The sequence below is a fragment of the Nocardiopsis trehalosi NBRC 14201 genome (assembly GCF_001552555.1).
GTDB lineage: Bacteria > Actinomycetota > Actinomycetes > Streptosporangiales > Streptosporangiaceae > Nocardiopsis_B > Nocardiopsis_B trehalosi.
This window is the reverse complement of sequence record NZ_BCRK01000133.1, coordinates 1-17205: the sequence shown is the minus strand read 5'-3', so window position 1 is coordinate 17205 and position 17205 is coordinate 1. Positions and strand designations below refer to the sequence as shown.

Genomic DNA, 17205 nt, shown 5'->3' with positions numbered 1-17205 from the left:
ACCCGATCGGCGATCGGGCGGACGACGCCGACCGGCGCGCCCCCGCCCAGGACATCGGACGACATGAGGTCGCGCACCGGCGCGACGTCGGTCCCCAGCGCCTCCAGCGCGGCGAGCCCCGCCATCGTGCGCGCCCGCGACAGGCCGTCGCCGTCGCTGATCTTCACGGCCGCGGCCGCCCCCGTGGGGGCCGCCAGGGCGATGACGCCCTCGGCGCCGATCTTGGAGACGGCGCCGGGCAGGGCGCGCATGATGCGGGTGTCGTCGCGGCCGTCGCCGGCGACGTACTCGGGGAAGTCCCGCATGGCCGCGACCACCGCGGCCTCGGGTGTGCCGGCGGGGGCGAGCACCAGGGCGCGCAGCCCGCGGGCCAGCCCGGCCAGGGAGACCGCCAGCTGCGGCGCGCCGCAGCCGTCGACCGCGGTGTGGGCGACGGGTTCGCCGCACAGCTCCTCGATGGTGGACCGCACGAGCCGCTGCAGGGGGTGGTCGGGGTCGAGGTAGTCGGCCGTGCTCCACCCGGACGCGACGCAGGCGGCGAGCATGGCGGCGTGCTTGCCCGAGCAGTTCATCAGCGGCCGGGAGGCCGCGCCCCCGGCCCGCAGCAGGTCGTCGCGGACCCGGCGGTCCAGCGGCAGGTCGGCGGGGCAGCGCAGGTCGTCGGGGCCGAGCCCGGACGCGGCGAGTGTGCGCAGGACCACGTCGACGTGGATGTCCTGCCCGCTGTGGCTGCCGGCCGCGACGGCGAGCTGCGCCCCCGCGACCGGGGCGCCCGCGCGCAGCGACGCCAGCGCCTGGAACGGCTTGGCCGCCGAGCGCGGGAAGACGGGGGCGTCGACGTCGCCGCGGCGGTACCCGACCTCGCCACCGGCGGTGATGCCGACGGCCGCCCCGTAGTGCACGCCCTCGCGGAACCCGGAGCGGACCACCTCGACGAGCGGGGCGTGGGCGGGCGGGGGAGCGGCGGGCATGGAACCTCCTGGGTGGCCGCCGGCCGGCGGCCGGCGGTGCGGTGCGGCTGTCGGCGAGAGCATAAACGCCCGGAGCGGCACGGCTCTTCCCGCGGGTGCCATAGGGTCGGGCCTGGCCCGATCGGGCCGCCGGACGCGACCGACGGGGGTGGACGAGATGGCGGAACCCCGCCCGGCGGGGCACGGCGCCCTGCGCATGGGCGCGCTGACGCGCAACCGCGGCGGGCGCCGCGCCCACGGCCTCGAATACGCGGTGATCGACGTCGAGACCACCGGGCTCGACCCCGCCGAGGGGGCCCGGGTGTGCGAGATCGCCGTGGTGCGGATGCGCGGTGACGGCACGGTCCTGCGCGAGTTCAGTACGCTGGTCGACCCCGGCGTCCCGGTGACCGGGCAGGTCTACCACGGCATCAGCGGCAGCGACGTGGTGGGCGCCCCGACGGCCCGCGCCCTGGTGCCGGTGCTCGCCGAACTGTTCTCGGGCGCGGTCCTGGTGGGCCACAAGCTCGACTTCGAGGGCCGGTTCCTGGCGGCCGAGTTCGCCCCGGCCGGCCTGCCCGGCCCGCTGCCGGGGCTGTGCACCCTGCGGACCCTGCGCTCGCAGGTCGACCTGGAGCGGTACTCGCTGCCCCGGGCCAGCCGCGCCCTCAACGGGCACTGGCCGACCGGGCAGCACACGGCCCTGGGCGACGCCCGCGCCTGCGCCCAGCTCCTGGCGGAGCTGCTGCGCAACGCGCCGGGGGAGCTGCGCTACACGGGCCCGGCCCCCGCGGCGCTGCGCGTGCCGCCCGCCGATCCGGGCCGGCTGAAACCCCGCGTGACCGGCCGCGGGACGCTGCGGTCGGCGCGCGACACCCCGGCGCGCCCCTTGGCGGCCTGGCCGCGCCGGTGGCGCCCCCTGGAGCTGGACCCGGACCTGTGCGGCGGCAGGTTCGCCGACGCCGAGCGGCACGCCGCCGAGGCCGCCGCCCGGCGCCGCGGTCTGGTGCGCGACGCGGTCGGCGCCGCGGCGGCGCTCACGGGCGTGGTGGCGGCCGCGTCGGCGGCGCGGGCGCTGCTCGGCGGCCGGACCTGACCGGCGCCGCCCTCAGCCGGACAGCGCCGCCAGCAGGAACGCCGCGATCAGCGCGCCGCCGCCGACGGTGGTGAGCGTGGCCCGCCCGGCCTCGGTGAGCCGGGCCGGCACCAGGCGCGGGCCGGGGGCGCCGAGGCGGGGGACGCGGTTGGACGCGGCGACGGCCACCAGGGCGGCGCCGGCCAGGACGAGCAGCAGGGACACGGGCGTTCGGCCTTCGGTGCGAGCGGGCGGCGACGCGCCGATTGTGCACCCCGGCGGGGACGTTCGGGGACCGAATCCGGAAACCGGTGCCGACGCGCCGGGTTTCGGGCCGGCCGCTATTCCTCCGCCGCCTCCGGCGCGGCCGGCCCGGCCGCCAGGGCCCGCAGGGTGAACCCGGTGACGAGGCCGCGGGCGGCCTCGGGGGTGGTCTCGCCGCGCACCAGCGGCACCCGCTGGGCGCCGATCAGCGCCATGACCAGCCGCGCCGTGGCCTCCTCGGCCATCGGGGCGAACTCGCCCGAGGCGACGCCCGCGCGCAGCACGTCCACCAGCAGCCGGTGCATGGGGGCGACGTGGTCGGCGAGCGTCTGGTAGGCGTCGGGGCCCAGGCTGGCGCCCAGCTCGGCGGCGTCGGGGTGCGGGTGCTCGGCGATGCCCTCGATCTGGAACCGGACGAACGCGGCGAGCCGGTCGGCCGCCGGGGCGCCGGCGGGCAGCGCGCCGCGGTAGCGGTCGACGAACCCGGCGGTGACCTGCTCGGTGAAGGCGAGCAGCAGCGCGGGCTTGTCGGGGAAGTAGTTGTACAGCGCCGTGCGGGTGATCCCGGCCTCGGCGGCGACGTCGGTCATGGAGATCTCGTCGATGCCCTGGGTGCGGGTGAGCGCCGCCACGGCCGCCAGGATGCGCTCGCGCGTGCGCGCCCGGTGGGCGGCGATCGTCGGAGCGGAGATCTTCGGCATGGCCCTATGGTGGCACGCCCGTTTCCGGCGGCCGCACCGGTCCGCGCCGGTCCGCCCCGCTCCGGCGCCGGCCCGGTGGGGCGGTGGGCGGCGCCCCCGCCCGGCGGGGCGCGGGCGGCGCCGGGCAGGCCCGTGCCGCCGGGCAAAGGCGGTCGCGCCGGTGTCCGGCGGCGCGGCGGCGGGGGATGCGGGTACGCTGATATCCGGCCTGGTGCGGCGCGCGGCGCCGCACGTGGTGCAAGTTCCCGGACCGGGAGTCGGATGTCTCTCGCGCAATCCCGCTGGCGGCGGAAGTCGCCCCGCCAGTATCTTTTCAACCGCCGCGACAGACCGAGGGACCCCGCCCGACCCGGGCGGTTCCCGCCCGGCGGCCGCCGGGGCCCGGGTCGATGCAGAGGCGATGTGTGGATACCAGAGAACCAGGACACGACCCCGTGACCATGACGGAACCCGACACAGCGGGGCCGGCCCCGGCCGACCCCGCCTTCGGTGCTGTCGCGGACCCGCGCGCGGCCGACCCCGCCCCGGTCGAGGCGGTCGACGTCCTGCTGATCGAGGACGACCACCAGGACGCCTTCCTCGTCGAGGAGCTGCTGGCCGACACCGCCCTCAGCGTCCGCATCACCTGGGTCACCACCCTCGCCGAGGCCCGGACCCACCTGCCGGCCTTCCGCGGCTGCGTGCTGCTCGACCTCAACCTGCCCGACGCCGGCGGCATGGGTCTGCTGCGCGAGGTCCTGACCACCGCCAGCTCGGCCGCCGTGGTGGTGCTCACCGGCCTCAACGACGAGCACGAGGGCGTCGCCGCGGTCTCGGCGGGCGCCCAGGACTACCTGGTCAAGGGCCAGGTCGACGGCTCGCTGCTGGCCCGCAGCCTGCGCTACTCCGTCGAGCGCCAGCGCGCCGACGAGGACGCCCGCCAGCTCCGCGAGGCCGAGATGTACGCCCGCGAGAACATGCGGCTGGAGCGCGGCCTGCTCCCGCAGGTGCTGCTCGACAGCTCCCCGCTGACCCACCGCTCCTACTACCGGCCCGGGCGCAAGCGCGCGATCGTCGGCGGCGACTTCTTCGACGCGGTGCAGAAGGACGGCACCACCCACGTCATCGTGGGCGACGTCAGCGGCCACGGCCCCGACGAGGCCGCGCTCGGCGTCAGCCTGCGGATCGCCTGGCGGGCGCTGGTCATGGGCGGCGTGGCCGAGGACGCCGTGCTGCCCGCGCTGGAGGAGATCCTCATCAGCGAGCGCGCCCAGGACGAGATGTACGCCACCCTGTGCCAGGCCAGCCTCGACACCGGCAGCGAGCGCGCCCGCATCCGGCTGCTCGGCCACCCGCCGCCCCTGGCCATCCGCGACGGCGCGGTCGAGGAGGTCGCGGCGTCGCCGCGGCCCCCGCTGGGCGTGTTCCCCGACGGCCCGCCCGAGGTCGAGGAGTTCCCCTTCCCGCGCGGCGCCACCCTGCTGCTGTACACCGACGGCCTGGTCGACGCCTACGACGGCGGCCCGCCGCGGCGCCTGGAGGTCGACGGCCTGCGCCGCGTCCTGACCGACGTGCTGGCGCGCGGCACCTCCATCGTCGACCTGCCCGAGCGGCTGGTCGACGAGGCCGAGCGCTACAACGGCGGCCCGCTCCAGGACGACGTCGCCATGCTGCTGCTGACCCACGGCGGCCCGGCGTGAAGCGCTGGTCCCTCCGGCGCCGCGTGACCGTCCTGCTCACCTCCGTGGCGGTGGTGCTGGTCACCTCGGTGTCCACCATCACCTTCACCGCGTTCAACGCCCGCGACTCCCTGGACCGGCAGGTCGACCAGCTCACCCCCGCGCAGAACGCCGTGCAGCAGACCCTCTCGGCCTACCTCAACCAGGACAACGGGATTCGCGGGTACGCGCTCACCAACGACATCGACTTCCTCTCGCCCTACGACCAGGGCAGCGAGGCGCTGGCCGAGAGCCTGCCGCAGCTGCGCGCCATCGCCGGCGACAACGGCGAGGTGGACGCCGACATCAACCGGCTGCTGGAGGCCGGCGAGGCGTGGAAGGAGGAGTTCGCGGTCCCCACGCTGCGCGCCGTGCGCGCCGGCGAGGAGGTCAGCGCCGCCGACTTCCGGCTGGGCCGCGAGCGGTTCGACGACCTGCGGGCGGCCGGCGCCTCCGCCGAGTCGCGGATCGAGCAGGAGATCGTGGACGCCCGCGACGGCCTGACCGTCGCCACCCAGCGGCTCGTGGCCCTGCTGATCCTCGTCGGCGTCGTCGTCGTGGTGCTGTGCGTCTTCCTCTGGGTGATGCTGCAGAACTGGGTGCTGCGCCCGCTGGACGAACTGGGCAGCCACCTGGTGCAGGTGTCGGAGGGCTACTACGCCCACCGGATCGCGCTGCACGGCCCGCCCGAGTTCGAACGGGTCGGCCGCGACGTCGACGGCATGCGCGAGCGCATCGTCAAGGACCTGCACGAGGTCGGCGCCGCCCGCCGCAAGCTCCAGGAGCAGTCGGAGCTGCTGGAGCGCCAGACCGAGGAGCTGCGCCGGTCCAACCTGGAGCTGGAGCAGTTCGCCTACGTCGCCTCGCACGACCTCCAGGAGCCGCTGCGCAAGGTGGCCAGCTTCTGCCAGCTGCTCCAGCGCCGCTACCAGGGGCGCCTGGACGAGCGCGCCGACTCCTACATCGACTTCGCGGTCGAGGGCGCCAAGCGCATGCAGGTGCTCATCAACGACCTGCTGGCGTTCTCCCGGGTCGGCCGCACCAAGGACTTCGCCCCGGTCGACCTCAACGACGCCCTCGGCGACGCGCTGAGCAGCCTGGAGACCGGGCTGGAGGAGGCCGGCGCGGTCGTCACCGGCGACGACATGCCCACCGTCGACGGCGACCGCACCCTGCTCACGCAGGTGTTCTTCAACCTCATCGGCAACGCCGTCAAGTTCCGCGGCGACCGGCCCGCCCGCGTGCACCTCAGCGCGCGGCGCAGCGGCGCCGAGTGGGTGTTCTGCTGCGCCGACAACGGCATCGGCATCGAACCCCAGTACGCGGAGCGCGTCTTCGTCATCTTCCAGCGCCTGCACACCCGCGACAAGTACGGCGGCACCGGCATCGGGCTCGCCATGTGCAAGAAGATCGTGGAGTTCCACGGCGGCAGGATCTGGCTCGACACCGAGACCGACCACCAGGGAACGACCATATGCTGGTCCCTGCCCGCCGGGCAGGACGACCCCGCCGACACGGAGGCCGAGGCCGCGCAGGACGGCGCCGGCGGCACCCCCGGGCCGTCCGGGGACGGCGAGCCCGAGAAGGTCGGAAGAGATTGAGCGAGGTCAACTTGGTGCAACCCATCGAGGTGCTGCTGGTCGAGGACGATCCCGGCGACGTCCTCATGACCAAGGAGGCGTTCGAGGAGCACAAGGTCGGCAACCGCCTGCACGTGGTCAGCGACGGGGTCGAGGCCCTGCGCTTCCTGCGCCGCGAGGGCGAGTACGCCGACGCCCCGCAGCCGCACCTGATCCTGCTCGACCTCAACCTGCCGCGCAAGGACGGCCGCGAGGTCCTCGCCGAGGTCAAGCGCGACGAGGCGCTGTCGCACATCCCCATCGTCGTCCTCACCACCTCCGAGGCCGAGGAGGACATCCTGCGCAGCTACCGGCTGCACGCCAACGCCTACGTGGCCAAGCCGGTCGACTTCGACCAGTTCATCCAGGTCGTCCGGCAGATCGACGACTTCTTCGTGACCGTGGTGCGGCTGCCCAAGGGCTGAGCCGGGGCGCCGCCGCGCGGGCGTGCGCGGGGGCGCGGTCCGGGGCCGCGCCTCCGTTACGGTAGGGGCCATGAGCCTGCCCGAACCCCGCGACCCCGCCGGGCCGTACCGCATCGGCATCGTCTGCCTGGGCAACATCTGCCGCTCGCCCATGGCCGAGAAGATCCTGGTGTCCGACCTCGAACGCGCCGGCCTGGCCGACGCGGTGCGGGTCGACAGCTCCGGGACGGGCGGCTGGCACATCGGGTCGCCCATGGACGAGCGCGCCGCGGCGGCGCTGCGCGTCCACGGCTACCTCACCGACCACGTCGCGCGCCGCTTCGAGGCCGACTGGTTCGCCGAGCGCGACCTCATCCTGGCCATGGACCTCGACAACCTGCGGGAGCTGCGCCGGCTGGCGGAGGACCGCGCCGACGCCGCCGACCGCGTCCGGCTGTTCCGGTCCTTCGCGCCCGGCGGCGGGCCCACCGCCGAGGTGCCCGACCCCTACTACGGCGGCGACGACGGGTTCACCGCCGTGCTGAACATGGTCGAGGCCGCCGCCAAGGGGCTCACCGCCGAACTCGCCGCCGCCCTCGGGCCGCGCGGGCCCCGGTAGGGGCGCGGCGACATGGACGCTGTGGGCGAGCGGATCACCGGGCTCATCGGGCGCGACGTCGCGGCGGTCGAGCCGGTCGGCGGGGGCGGGCACGCGTGGTCGGCGTACCGCGCCGACCTGGCGGACGGCGTGCGGGTGTTCGTCAAGGCGCTGCCGCCCGGCGAGGGCGACGCCCGGTTCCCCGGGCTGTTCCGGGCCGAGGCCCTGGGGCTGTCCTGGCTGGGCCGGCCGTTCGGCGCCCCGGTGCCCGACGTCGTCGGCTGGGACCCCGACACCCTCGTCCTGTCCTGGGTGGACGAGCGCCCGCCCACCCCCGAGGCGGCCGAGACGTTCGGCCGCCGGCTCGCCGGCCTGCACCTGTCGGGCGCCGAGGGGTTCGGCGCCGGCCGCGACGGCTACATCGGCCCGCTGCCGCTCGACAACACCCCCGCCGACACCTGGGCGGAGTTCTACGCCGAGCGGCGGCTCCTGCCGTTCCTGCGCCGCGCCGCCGACCGCGGCGCCCTCACCCCGGGTGACGTGCGCATCGTTGAGAAGGTCGTCGACGCGGTCGACGCGCTGGCGGGCGCCCCCGAACCCCCCGCCCGGGTCCACGGCGACCTGTGGAGCGGCAACGTCATCTGGCAGGACGACGGCGCGGTCCTGGTCGACCCGGCCGCCCACGGCGGGCACCGCGAGACCGACCTCGCCATGCTCGCCCTGTTCGGGCTGCCGCACCTGGACCGGGTCCGCGACGCCTACAACGAGGTCGCCCCGCTGGGGGCGGGGTGGCGCGGCCGGGTGGCGCTGCACCAGCTCCACCCGCTGCTGGTGCACGTCTGCCTGTACGGGGCGGCCTACCGCACCACCACGGTCGACGCGGCCCGCGCGGCGCTGCGCGGCCCCGGCTGAGCGCCGGCGGGCGCGGCCCGCCGATGGACACGACGACCTAGGGCGCGCGGCGCCAGGGGGTCCGGCCGAACGGCTTCACCGTCGACAGCAGGGTGGCGGCGAGCAGCACGCACAGCGCCACCGAGAACATCACCACGGCGCGCACCCGCTCCAGGTCGGGCGGCTCGCCGCCGCCGGCGTACCCCTCGGCGAGCAGCAGCACCTGCGGGCCCAGGCTCAGGTTGGAGCCGATCAGCAGCAGCACGCTCAGGACGAGCTTCACCGCGACCCAGGTGTGCCGGAGCAGGCCCCAATGGGTCCCCATCGCCAGCGCCAGCCCGGTGAGGACCGCGGTCAGGCTCACCGGGAGCACCAGGGTGCGGGCCAGGACGGCGGCGGCGGTGTACAGGGCGCCCGCGCGGCCGGGGTCGTCGGTGGCCAGCCCGGCGGCGAGCAGGGTCAGCAGCCCGCCGTGCAGGCCGAGCCAGCCGACCGACGCGACGACGTGCGCGCTGAGCAGCGCGGCGCGCGCGCCCCGGGGCAGCCGCCGCGGCCGCGCCGCCGGGCGGCCCGCGCCCGGCGGCCGGCCGGCGGCGCGGACGGTCACCGCCCCCGTCCCTTCCCCGTGCCCGGGCCGGCGCCCGGGGTCCAGTTGAGGACGCTCGCGCGCTCCAGGAACTCGTCGACCCCGATGTCGCCGCGGGCGAACCGCTCGGCGAGGACGCGCCGGGCGCCGTCCTCGGGTGCCTCCGGCGGGCGGTGCGCCCAGGGCGGGCGGCCCCCGCGCCGGGTGGCGGCGAAGACGGCGGCGGCGAGCAGCAGGAGCAGGAGCAGGCAGAGCACGGCGACTCCGATCATCGGGAAGGGCGGCGGTCCGCCGCCCCAGGTCGGTCCGTGGCGGCCCGCCAGGACGGCGAACCCCTCGGCGGTCGTGAAGAGCGGTGCGGTGGTCATGGCACCAGCGTCGGCGGTGCGCCGTACGCGCGTCGTCGGCCGGGGCGCGGCGGTGCGGCTACGCCCGCTGCGGCAGCCGCCCTACGCCGGCGGACCGACGCGCGGCGCGGGGCGCGGCGTCTAGGGTCGGGAGGGTGAGCCGCTCCGACCGAGGCCATCTCCGCGTCCTCGCCCTCGACGTCCCCTTGGGACTGTTCGTGGGCATGGTCGCGCTGGCGCTCGCGCACGCCCAGCACGGCGGCGGCTGGGGGCCCGGGCCGCCCATGGGCGAACCGCCGTGGCCGCCCGGCCGCGGCGACCCGCTGCCGATCGCCGCCTACGCGGCCGTCGCCGTCGTCGCGCTGAGCGTGATGGTCCGCCGCCTGCGCCCGCGCACCGCGTACGCCGCGACCGTCGTCGCGGCCGCCGTGCTCATCGCGGCCACGGGCATGCCCGGCCCGGCGGTCCTGGCCCCGGTGGTGGTGCAGGTGTACACGCTGGCGTCGCTGCTGCCACTGCGCGCGTGGACGCCGTGGCTGGGCCTGGTCCCCCTGCTCGTGGTGGCGCTCTGGCTGGGCCGGCCGGCGTTCGGGCTGTCCGCCACCCAGCTCTACGCGGTGCTGGGCGTGGGCGCCGCCGTGCTGAGCGTGCCCGCCGCACTGGGCGTGGTGGTGCGCACGGCGCGCGAGACCGACCGCCGCGAGCGCCGCCAGGAGCTGCACCGGTTCGCCTACGAGGAGCGGCTGCGCATCGCCCGCGAGGTGCACGACGTCGTGGGGCACAGCCTGTCGGTCATCAACATGCAGGCGGGCGTGGCGCTGCACGTGCTGCACAAGCGCCCCGACCGGATCGAGCCGTCGCTGGAGGCGATCCGGCAGACCAGCAAGGACGCCCTGGAGGAGCTGCGCGGTACGCTCGCGGTGTTCCGCGATCCCGACGGCGGCCGGGGGCCGCGCGCGCCGCTGCCCGGCCTGGACCGCCTGGACGACCTGGTGGCCGGGGTCGCCTCCGCCGGGCGCACCGCCGAGGTGCGCACCGAGGGGGCGCCCGCGCCGCTGCCCGCGGCGGTCGACCACGCCGCCTACCGGATCGTGCAGGAGGCGCTGACCAACGTGGTGCGGCACGCCGGGGGAGCCGGGGCGGCCGTGCGCATCGAGTACCGGCCCGCGGAGGTCGTGGTGGAGGTCACCGATGACGGACCGGCCCGGCCGGGCGCCGTGCCGCCCGAGGGCAACGGCATCGCCGGGATGCGCGAGCGCGCCCGCGCGGTCGGCGGCGGCCTCACCGCCGGGCCGCGCCCCGAGGGCGGGTTCGCCGTCCGCGCCGAGCTGCCGAGGGGGGAGCGGTGACCATCCGGGTGGCGGTCGCCGACGACCAGGCGCTGGTCCGCATGGGGCTGCGGGTGCTCATCGAGGCCGAGGACGACCTCGTCGCGGCGGGTGAGGCCGCCGACGGCCGCGAGGCGGTCGAGCTGGTGCGCCGCGAGCACCCCGACGTGGTGCTGATGGACGTGCGCATGCCGGTGCTCGACGGCATCGCGGCGCTGCGCGAGATCGCCGCCGACCCGGCGCTGTCCGGCACCCGCGTGGTGATGCTGACGACGTTCGAACTGGACGACTACGTGTTCGACGCGCTGCGCGCGGGCGCGTCCGGGTTCCTGATCAAGGACAGCGACCCCGAGGAGATGCTGCGGGCGGTCCGGCTGGCCGCGGCGGGGGAGTCGCTGCTGTCGCCGTCGGTGACCCGCCGGGTGATCTCCAGCTTCGTCACCCGGGCGCCGGTCGACGCGCCGCGCCCGGCGCTGAAAGGGCTGACCGACCGGGAGCGCGAGGTGCTGGCGCTCGTCGGCGAGGGCCTGTCCAACGCCGAGATCGCCGAGCGGCTGTACGTCAGCCCGGCCACCGCGCGCACCCACGTCAGCCGGGCCATGGTCAAGCTGCACGCCCGCGACCGCGCCCAGCTGGTGGTGATCGCCTACCGGGCGGGGCTGGTGCGCTGAGGGCGGGCCGGTGCGCCCGGGTCAGCCCTTCATGCTGCCGGCCAGCAGGCCGCGCACGAAGTAGCGCTGGAGCGAGAAGAACACGATGAGCGGGACGACGATCGACACGAACGCCCCGGCGGTCAGCCGGTGCCAGTCGTCGCCGCGGGTGCCGGCCAGCTCGGCGAGGCGGACGGTCAGCGGGGCCACCTCCACGCTGCCCCCGGCGAAGATGAGCGCCACCAGCAGGTCGTTCCAGACCCACAGGAACTGGAAGATCGCCAGGGAGACCAGGGCCGGGGCGGACAGCGGCAGCACGATCCGCCGGAAGATCACCCCGTGCCCGGCGCCGTCGACGCGGGCGGCCTCCATCAGGCTGCGCGGCAGCTGCGCGATGAAGTTGTGCAGCAGGAAGATCCCCAGCGGCAGGCCGAAGATCGTGTGCGCCACCCACACCGTGGTGAACTGGAACGCGCCGACCAGCTCCCAGGGCGGCAGGACCTGGGCGCCGCCGACGGCGACCCCCTCGGAGAACACCCGCAGCAGCGGCACCAGCGACATCTGCAGCGGCACGATCTGCAGGGCGAAGATGCCGATGAACATCCAGTCGCGGCCGCGGAACCGCATCCAGGCCAGCGCGTAGGCGGCGAGCGCGGCCAGGACCACGTCGAACACCATGGTCGGCACCGCGATCACGAACGAGTTGACGAAGTAGCTGGCCAGCTGGCCCGAGCCGGGGCCGCCGAACAGCACGTCGGAGTAGTTGCGCAGGGTCACCTCGGGCGCGGCGAAGAACGTCCACCACCCGGAGGTGCGGATCTGCTCCTCGGGGCGCAGCGACGACACCAGCAGCCCCGCCGTGGGCACCGTCCACACGACGGCGATCACCAGGGCGGCGACCGTCGCCCCGCGCCCGGACAGGCCGCGGCGGACCCGGGCGGCCGGGGTCTCGCGGGGTTCGCGCCGCGCCGCCGGGCGGGTGCGCCGCCCCGCGCCGATCGCCCGTCGGCCGACCAGGGAGGTCTCGGAGGTGTTCACTGCGCCTCCCGGGTGCGCCGGAGGTTGCGGATCTGGATCAGGACCAGCGGGATGACCAGCACGAACAGGAACACCGCGAGCGCGGAGCCCTGGCCCAGTTCGCCGTAGCGGAACGCCTGGTTGTACATCTCGTTGGCGATGACCGAGGTGCCGAACTGGCCGCCGGTCATGGTGCGGACGATGTCGAAGACCTTGAGGGTCTGCACCGAGATGGTGATGAGCACGACCGCCACCGTCGGCCAGATCATCGGCAGGGTGACCCGCCAGAACATCTGCCAGGGGTTGACCCCGTCGATGCGCGCGGCCTCGGTGATCTCGGCGGGGACCGCCTTGATCGCCGCCGACTGCACCACCATGGCGAAGCCCGCCTGGATCCACACCAGGACCACGATCAGCAGCAGGGTGTTGAGCGGTTCGGTGAGCAGCCACTGCCGCGGGGAGCCGCCGAACACCACGACGAGCTGGTTGAGCAGGCCGATCTGCGGCTCGTCGGCCGGGCGGTGGGTGTAGACGAAGCGCCAGATGATGCTCGCGCCGACGAACGAGATGGCCATGGGCATGAACAGCAGCGACTTGGCGACCGCCTCGTGCCGGGAGCGGTCGACCAGCACCGCGTACACCAGGCCGATCCCGGTCGCCAGCGCCGGGGCGAACAGCACCCACAGCAGCGTGTTGCGCAGCACCAGCACGATCTCCGGCTGGGTGAACATCCACGCGTAGTTCTCCCAGCCGACCCATCCGGTGCCCGCCCGGTCGCGGAACGACAGCAGGGTGGTGCGCAGCACCGGGTAGACCAGCCCGGCCAGGAGCAGCGCCCCGGCCGGGCCCAGGAAGCAGAGCGCCTGCCACCAGTCGCGGCGCGACCGCGGCCCGTGGTCGACCACGAGCAGCAGGACGCCGACCACCGCCAGGAACGCCGCGACGGCGATGACGAGGTAGACCAGCTTGGGCAGCTCGCTGAGCGGATCGAAGGCCATCAGGACGGCCACGACTGCTCGACGTAGGCGAGCACCTCTCCGGTGCCGTCGCCGTTGATCCAGTTGGTCATGCCCCGCCAGAACGTGCCCGATCCGACGGCGGCCGGCATGGAGTCGCCGCCGTCCCACCGGAAGTCGGTGCCGGGCTCGCGGAGCAGTTCGGCGCCGAATCGGTCGTGCGGGTTGTGCAGCGCCTCGAGGTCGAGTTCGCGGTGCGCGGAGAACCACGAACCCGCCCGGGCGCGGCGGTCGGCGTAGTCGGCGCTGGCGAGGTACTCCTGCACCGCGACGACCTCGGGGCGGTCGGCGAACGCCGCGGCGAACTCGCCGCCGCCGAGGACCGGGGTGCCGACCTCCTCGTCGATGGCCGGCAGGTTGAAGGTGAAGACGTCCCCGTCCTCGGAGATGTCGGTGCCCTCGGGCCAGTTGGAGGAGTAGAAGGAGCCGATCAGGTACATCCCGCACTCCTCGTCCAGGATGGGCAGGCCGGCGTCCTGCTGGGAGGTGGTGGCGATGGACTGCACGTCGCCCACGTACTCCGGGTTGCGCAGGATGTCGCCGACGCGGTCGAGGGAGTCGACGATGCGGGGGTCGTCGAACGGGATCTCGTGGGCCACCCACTGGTCGTAGACCTCGGGGCCGTGCTCGCGGAGCACGGCGTTCTCCAGCCAGTCGGTGACCGGCCAGCCGGTGGCCTCGCCGGACTCGATGCCGGCGCACCACGGGGTGAACCCGTCGTCCACCATCCGGTCGCTCAGCTCGACCATGGCGTCCCAGGTCTCCGGAACCTCGTAGCCCTCGGCGGCGAAGAAGCGCGGGGAGTACCAGACGATCGACTTGACGTTGGCCCCGAAGGGCGTGCCGTACAGCTCGCCGCCGTGGGTGACGTAGCCGAGCCAGTCCTCGCTGTAACCCTCCTCGGCGCGCTCGCGGACGGGGGCGGGCAGGGCGAGGGCGTCGCCGGACTCCACGAACCGGGCCAGCAGGCCGGGCTGGGGGAAGATCGCGATGTCGGGGGCGTTGCCGCCGTCGACCTTGACCTGGATCTGGGCCTCGAACTCGCCGCTGCCCTCGTAGGCGATGTCGATGCCGGTGCAGCTCTCGAAGTCGGCCCAGGCGGCCTGGGTGGCCTCGCCCTCCTCGTCGCGGATGGAGGCGTAGATCTCGACCTCGCCCCCGATGTCCTGCCATTCGCGGAAGGGGGCGCAGTCGGCGGATCCGGGGTCGGCCGCCTGGTTGGTGCCGCCCTCCAGGTAGGCGCATCCGGAGGCGAGCAGGGCCAGGGGCAGGGCGGCCGCCGCTAGGGCGCGGCGCCGCGGAGGTGGCAGGGACAGTGACATGCGCACAACCTCCGGCGAAGGACTGGTATAGACCTGTCGCACCGATTAGAAGTGTCGCGCCCGGCCGGTGTCCACCGGTCGGGGCATGTCCCTGAGTAATGGTTCTGTCACTTATAGGAAAGTCCTCTGTGGCGGGAACTCCGGCGATCGCTCACGGCGAACAGCTTCGGGGGAACAAACCCGGACTCCTCTTTATTGAGTGTTAGTGACTCAAGAAGGAGGGTCCGATGACCGAAGCGCAGTCCAGCGTGACGCTGCCCGTCCTGCCCATGGACGACGACGTCGTGCTCCCCGGCATGGTCGTGCCGGTCGACATCTCCGCCTCCGAGGTCCGTGCCGCCGTGGACGCCGCCCAGGCCGGAGGCGGGGGGACGCGGGTCCCCGGGGTCCGCTCCACCGGGCGGCCGCGGGTGCTGATCGTGCCCCGCATCGACGGCACCTACGCCGCGTTCGGCACCGTCGCCAGCATCGAGCAGGTCGGCCGCACCCCCGACGGCGAACCCGCCGCGGTGCTGCGCGGCGTCTCCCGCGCCCGCGTCGGCAGCGGCACCACGGGCCCCGGCGCCGCACTGTGGGTCTCGGCCGAGGTCTTCACCGAGGAGGCCCCCGAGGGCGGGTACCCCGGCCGCGTGCAGGAGCAGGCGCGCGAGTACAAGACCCTGCTCACCACCTACCTGCAGAAGCGCGGGGCGTGGCAGATCCTCGACGGCATCCAGCAGCTCGACGACCCCGGGCGGCTGGCCGACCGCGGCGGCTACTCCCCCTTCCTCAAGACCAGCCAGAAGCTCCGGCTGCTGGAGAGCCTCGACGTGACCGAGCGGCTGCGCCTGCTCACCGAGTGGACCCGCGAGTACCTCGCCGAACTCGACGTCGCCGAGACCATCGACCAGGACGTCCAGGAGGGCGTCGAGAAGCAGCAGCGCGAGTTCCTGCTCCGCCGCCAGATGGAGGCCATCCGCAAGGAGCTGAACGAGCTCGACGGCCGGCCCGGCAGCGAGGAGGACGACTACCGCGCCCGGGTCGAGGCCGCCGACCTGCCCGAGCACGTCCGCACGGCCGCGCTCGCCGAGGTCGACAAGCTGGAGCGGGCCGGCGACTCCTCCCCGGAGTCCGGCTGGATCCGCACCTGGCTCGACACCGTCCTCGCCATGCCGTGGAACGAGCGCACCGAGGACGCCTACGACATCGCGGGGGCGCGCGGCGTGCTCGACGCCGACCACGCGGGGCTCGACGACGTCAAGGAGCGCATCGTCGAGTACCTGGCGGTCCGCCGGCGCCGCGCCGAGAAGGGCCTCGGCGTCGTCGGCGGCCGGCGCAGCGGCGCCGTGCTCGCCCTCGTCGGCCCGCCCGGGGTGGGCAAGACCTCCCTGGGCGAGTCCGTGGCCCGCGCCATGGGCCGCAGCTTCACCCGGGTGGCGCTCGGCGGCGTCCGCGACGAGGCCGAGATCCGCGGCCACCGGCGCACCTACGTCGGCGCGCTGCCGGGCCGCATCGTCCGGGCGATCAAGGAGTCCGGGTCGATGAACCCGGTGGTGCTGCTGGACGAGATCGACAAGGTCGGCAGCGACTTCCGCGGCGACCCCACCGCGGCGCTGCTGGAGGTCCTCGACCCGGCGCAGAACCACACCTTCCGCGACCACTACCTGGAGGTCGACCTCGACCTGTCGGACGTGGTCTTCCTCGCCACCGCCAACGCGCTGGAGACCATCCCCGGCCCGCTGCTGGACCGTATGGAACTCGTCCAGCTCGACGGCTACACCGAGGACGAGAAGGTCGTCATCGCCCGCGACCACCTGCTGCCGCGCCAGCTGGAGCGCGCCGGCCTGGACGCGGACGAGGTCGCGTTCGGCGAGGACGCGCTGCGCACCATCGCCGCCGAGTACACCCGCGAGGCGGGCGTGCGCGGGCTGGAGCGGACCATCGCCCGGGTGCTCCGCAAGATCGCCGCGGGGTCCGCCCTCGGCGAGCGGGAGCTGCCGGCCGAGGTGGGCGCCGGCGACCTGGCGGGCTTCATCGGTCGGCCCAAGCACACCCCGGAGACCGCGGAGCGCACGGCCGTGCCGGGGGTGGCCACCGGCCTGGCGGTGACCGGGGCGGGCGGCGACGTGCTGTTCGTGGAGGCGTCCCTGGCCGACCCCGAGTCCGGGGCGGGCGGGCTGACCCTCACCGGCCAGCTCGGCGACGTCATGAAGGAGTCCGCGCAGATCGCGCTCTCCTACCTGCGGTCGCGCGGCGCCGAACTGGAGCTGCCGGTGGGCGACCTCAAGGAGCGGGGCGTGCACATCCACGTCCCCGCGGGCGCCATCCCCAAGGACGGCCCCAGCGCCGGCGTCACCATGACCACGGCCCTGGCGTCGCTGCTGTCGGGGCGGTCGGCCCGCGCCGACGTCGCGATGACCGGTGAGGTCTCGCTGACCGGCCGGGTGCTGCCCATCGGCGGGGTCAAGCAGAAGCTGCTCGCGGCGCACCGGGCGGGGATCACCACGGTCCTCATCCCGTCGCGCAACGAGCCCGACCTCGACGACGTCCCCGAGGACGTGCTCGCCCAGCTCACCGTCCACCCCGTCAGCGACGTCCGCGAGGTGCTGGAGCTGGCGCTGGAGTCCGCCGCGGCGTCCGAGGAGGCCCGCCCGGTCGCCGCCTGAGGGGCGGCGCAAGGACCACCCAGGAGCGCGGGGCCGCCGGTTCGGGGGAGCCGGCGGCCCCGCGCGTGTGCCGGGGCCGCCGCGCGCCGACGGAC

At 75.0% G+C, this 17205-nt stretch carries 17 protein-coding genes; 9 read left to right on the top strand and 8 right to left on the bottom strand.

The features are described from left to right. Positions 1–971 (bottom strand): asparaginase (locus tag NT8_RS20350; RefSeq protein ID WP_084469131.1); only part of this gene is annotated, 971 nt, incomplete at its 3' end. Between the two features lie 157 nt (positions 972–1128). Between NT8_RS20350 and NT8_RS20345 the strand changes: the two genes are divergently transcribed. Continuing rightward, positions 1129–2046: a 3'-5' exonuclease gene (locus NT8_RS20345; protein WP_067972037.1), complete on the top strand. Its 918-nt coding sequence runs from the start codon at positions 1129–1131 to the stop codon at positions 2044–2046. A gap of 12 nt (positions 2047–2058) precedes the next feature. Here NT8_RS20345 and NT8_RS20340 read toward each other — a convergent pair whose 3' ends face one another. Both NT8_RS20340 and NT8_RS20335 read right to left on the bottom strand, forming a co-directional pair. Then, positions 2059–2250, bottom strand: coding sequence for a hypothetical protein (locus NT8_RS20340; protein WP_067972018.1), 192 nt, complete (start codon positions 2248–2250; stop codon positions 2059–2061). A 116-nt stretch (positions 2251–2366) separates the two neighbouring features. Further along, positions 2367–2990 (bottom strand): TetR/AcrR family transcriptional regulator, encoded by a 624-nt coding sequence (locus NT8_RS20335; protein WP_067972015.1) that lies wholly within the window; start codon positions 2988–2990, stop codon positions 2367–2369. 440 nt (positions 2991–3430) lie between these two features. Here NT8_RS20335 and NT8_RS20330 point away from each other — a divergent pair, with 440 nt between their 5' ends. The 5 genes from NT8_RS20330 to NT8_RS20310 all read left to right on the top strand — a co-directional run bounded on the left by NT8_RS20330 (position 3431) and on the right by NT8_RS20310 (position 8220). After that, entirely contained in the window at positions 3431–4669 is a 1239-nt protein-coding gene (locus NT8_RS20330; protein WP_169805236.1) for a PP2C family protein-serine/threonine phosphatase, read from the top strand. Positions 4670–4692: 23 nt separating this feature from the next. Continuing rightward, positions 4693–6288, top strand: a complete 1596-nt coding sequence (locus NT8_RS20325; protein ID WP_394326592.1) for a sensor histidine kinase — start codon at positions 4693–4695, stop codon at positions 6286–6288. A gap of 29 nt (positions 6289–6317) precedes the next feature. After that, on the top strand, positions 6318–6731 hold the full coding sequence (locus tag NT8_RS20320) for a response regulator (protein WP_067972034.1): 414 nt from the start codon (positions 6318–6320) through the stop codon (positions 6729–6731). A gap of 70 nt (positions 6732–6801) precedes the next feature. After that, complete coding sequence (locus tag NT8_RS20315) at positions 6802–7329, top strand: low molecular weight protein-tyrosine-phosphatase (protein ID WP_067972009.1); 528 nt, start codon at positions 6802–6804, stop codon at positions 7327–7329. Between the two features lie 12 nt (positions 7330–7341). Then, a complete protein-coding gene (locus tag NT8_RS20310; protein WP_067972006.1) occupies positions 7342–8220 on the top strand; it encodes a fructosamine kinase family protein in 879 nt (292 codons plus the stop codon). A 37-nt stretch (positions 8221–8257) separates the two neighbouring features. On the opposite strand, the gene NT8_RS20305 is transcribed toward NT8_RS20310, so the two are convergent. Both NT8_RS20305 and NT8_RS20300 read right to left on the bottom strand, forming a co-directional pair. Next, complete coding sequence (locus tag NT8_RS20305; RefSeq protein WP_084469129.1) at positions 8258–8806, bottom strand: hypothetical protein; 549 nt, start codon at positions 8804–8806, stop codon at positions 8258–8260. After that, the gene (locus tag NT8_RS20300) at positions 8803–9153 is read right to left on the bottom strand and encodes an SHOCT domain-containing protein (protein WP_067972002.1); all 351 of its coding nucleotides are present in this window, start codon (positions 9151–9153) and stop codon (positions 8803–8805) included. The genes NT8_RS20305 and NT8_RS20300 overlap by 4 nt, the downstream gene beginning before the upstream one ends. Positions 9154–9287: 134 nt before the next feature. Here NT8_RS20300 and NT8_RS20295 point away from each other — a divergent pair, with 134 nt between their 5' ends. After that, positions 9288–10481, top strand: a complete 1194-nt coding sequence (locus NT8_RS20295) for a sensor histidine kinase (RefSeq protein WP_067971999.1) — start codon at positions 9288–9290, stop codon at positions 10479–10481. Next, positions 10478–11131 carry a response regulator gene (locus NT8_RS20290; protein WP_084469128.1) on the top strand — a complete coding sequence of 218 codons (654 nt, stop codon included), beginning with the start codon at positions 10478–10480 and terminating at the stop codon, positions 11129–11131. Before NT8_RS20295 ends, NT8_RS20290 begins: the two co-directional genes overlap by 4 nt. A 21-nt stretch (positions 11132–11152) precedes the next feature. Here NT8_RS20290 and NT8_RS20285 read toward each other — a convergent pair whose 3' ends face one another. From NT8_RS20285 to NT8_RS20275, 3 genes are read right to left on the bottom strand one after another with little or no spacing between them, the layout of a single operon-like run. Beyond that, entirely contained in the window at positions 11153–12109 is a 957-nt protein-coding gene (locus NT8_RS20285) for a carbohydrate ABC transporter permease (protein ID WP_067972023.1), read from the bottom strand. Positions 12110–12144: 35 nt separating this feature from the next. Then, positions 12145–13125 (bottom strand): carbohydrate ABC transporter permease, encoded by a 981-nt coding sequence (locus NT8_RS20280; RefSeq protein WP_067972021.1) that lies wholly within the window; start codon positions 13123–13125, stop codon positions 12145–12147. Beyond that, positions 13125–14465 (bottom strand): ABC transporter substrate-binding protein, encoded by a 1341-nt coding sequence (locus tag NT8_RS20275; protein WP_067971995.1) that lies wholly within the window; start codon positions 14463–14465, stop codon positions 13125–13127. The genes NT8_RS20280 and NT8_RS20275 overlap by 1 nt, the downstream gene beginning before the upstream one ends. A 227-nt stretch (positions 14466–14692) precedes the next feature. Between NT8_RS20275 and lon the strand changes: the two genes are divergently transcribed. Next, on the top strand, positions 14693–17110 hold the full coding sequence (gene lon, locus NT8_RS20270; RefSeq protein ID WP_067971994.1) for an endopeptidase La: 2418 nt from the start codon (positions 14693–14695) through the stop codon (positions 17108–17110). The last annotated feature ends 95 nt before the right edge of the window (positions 17111–17205 follow it).

What these genes read in the sequence shown, in the direction of transcription:
- NT8_RS20335 (WP_067972015.1), bottom strand. Translation starts at nt 2,990, where the DNA reads ATGCCGAAGATCTCCGCTCCGACGATCGCCGCCCACCGGGCGCGCACG.
- NT8_RS20310 (WP_067972006.1), top strand. Translation starts at nt 7,342, where the DNA reads ATGGACGCTGTGGGCGAGCGGATCACCGGGCTCATCGGGCGCGACGTC.
- lon (WP_067971994.1), top strand. Translation starts at nt 14,693, where the DNA reads ATGACCGAAGCGCAGTCCAGCGTGACGCTGCCCGTCCTGCCCATGGAC.
- NT8_RS20345 (WP_067972037.1), top strand. Translation starts at nt 1,129, where the DNA reads ATGGCGGAACCCCGCCCGGCGGGGCACGGCGCCCTGCGCATGGGCGCG.
- NT8_RS20275 (WP_067971995.1), bottom strand. Translation starts at nt 14,465, where the DNA reads ATGTCACTGTCCCTGCCACCTCCGCGGCGCCGCGCCCTAGCGGCGGCC.
- NT8_RS20280 (WP_067972021.1), bottom strand. Translation starts at nt 13,125, where the DNA reads ATGGCCTTCGATCCGCTCAGCGAGCTGCCCAAGCTGGTCTACCTCGTC.
- NT8_RS20315 (WP_067972009.1), top strand. Translation starts at nt 6,802, where the DNA reads ATGAGCCTGCCCGAACCCCGCGACCCCGCCGGGCCGTACCGCATCGGC.
- NT8_RS20330 (WP_169805236.1), top strand. Translation starts at nt 3,431, where the DNA reads ATGACGGAACCCGACACAGCGGGGCCGGCCCCGGCCGACCCCGCCTTC.
- NT8_RS20300 (WP_067972002.1), bottom strand. Translation starts at nt 9,153, where the DNA reads ATGACCACCGCACCGCTCTTCACGACCGCCGAGGGGTTCGCCGTCCTG.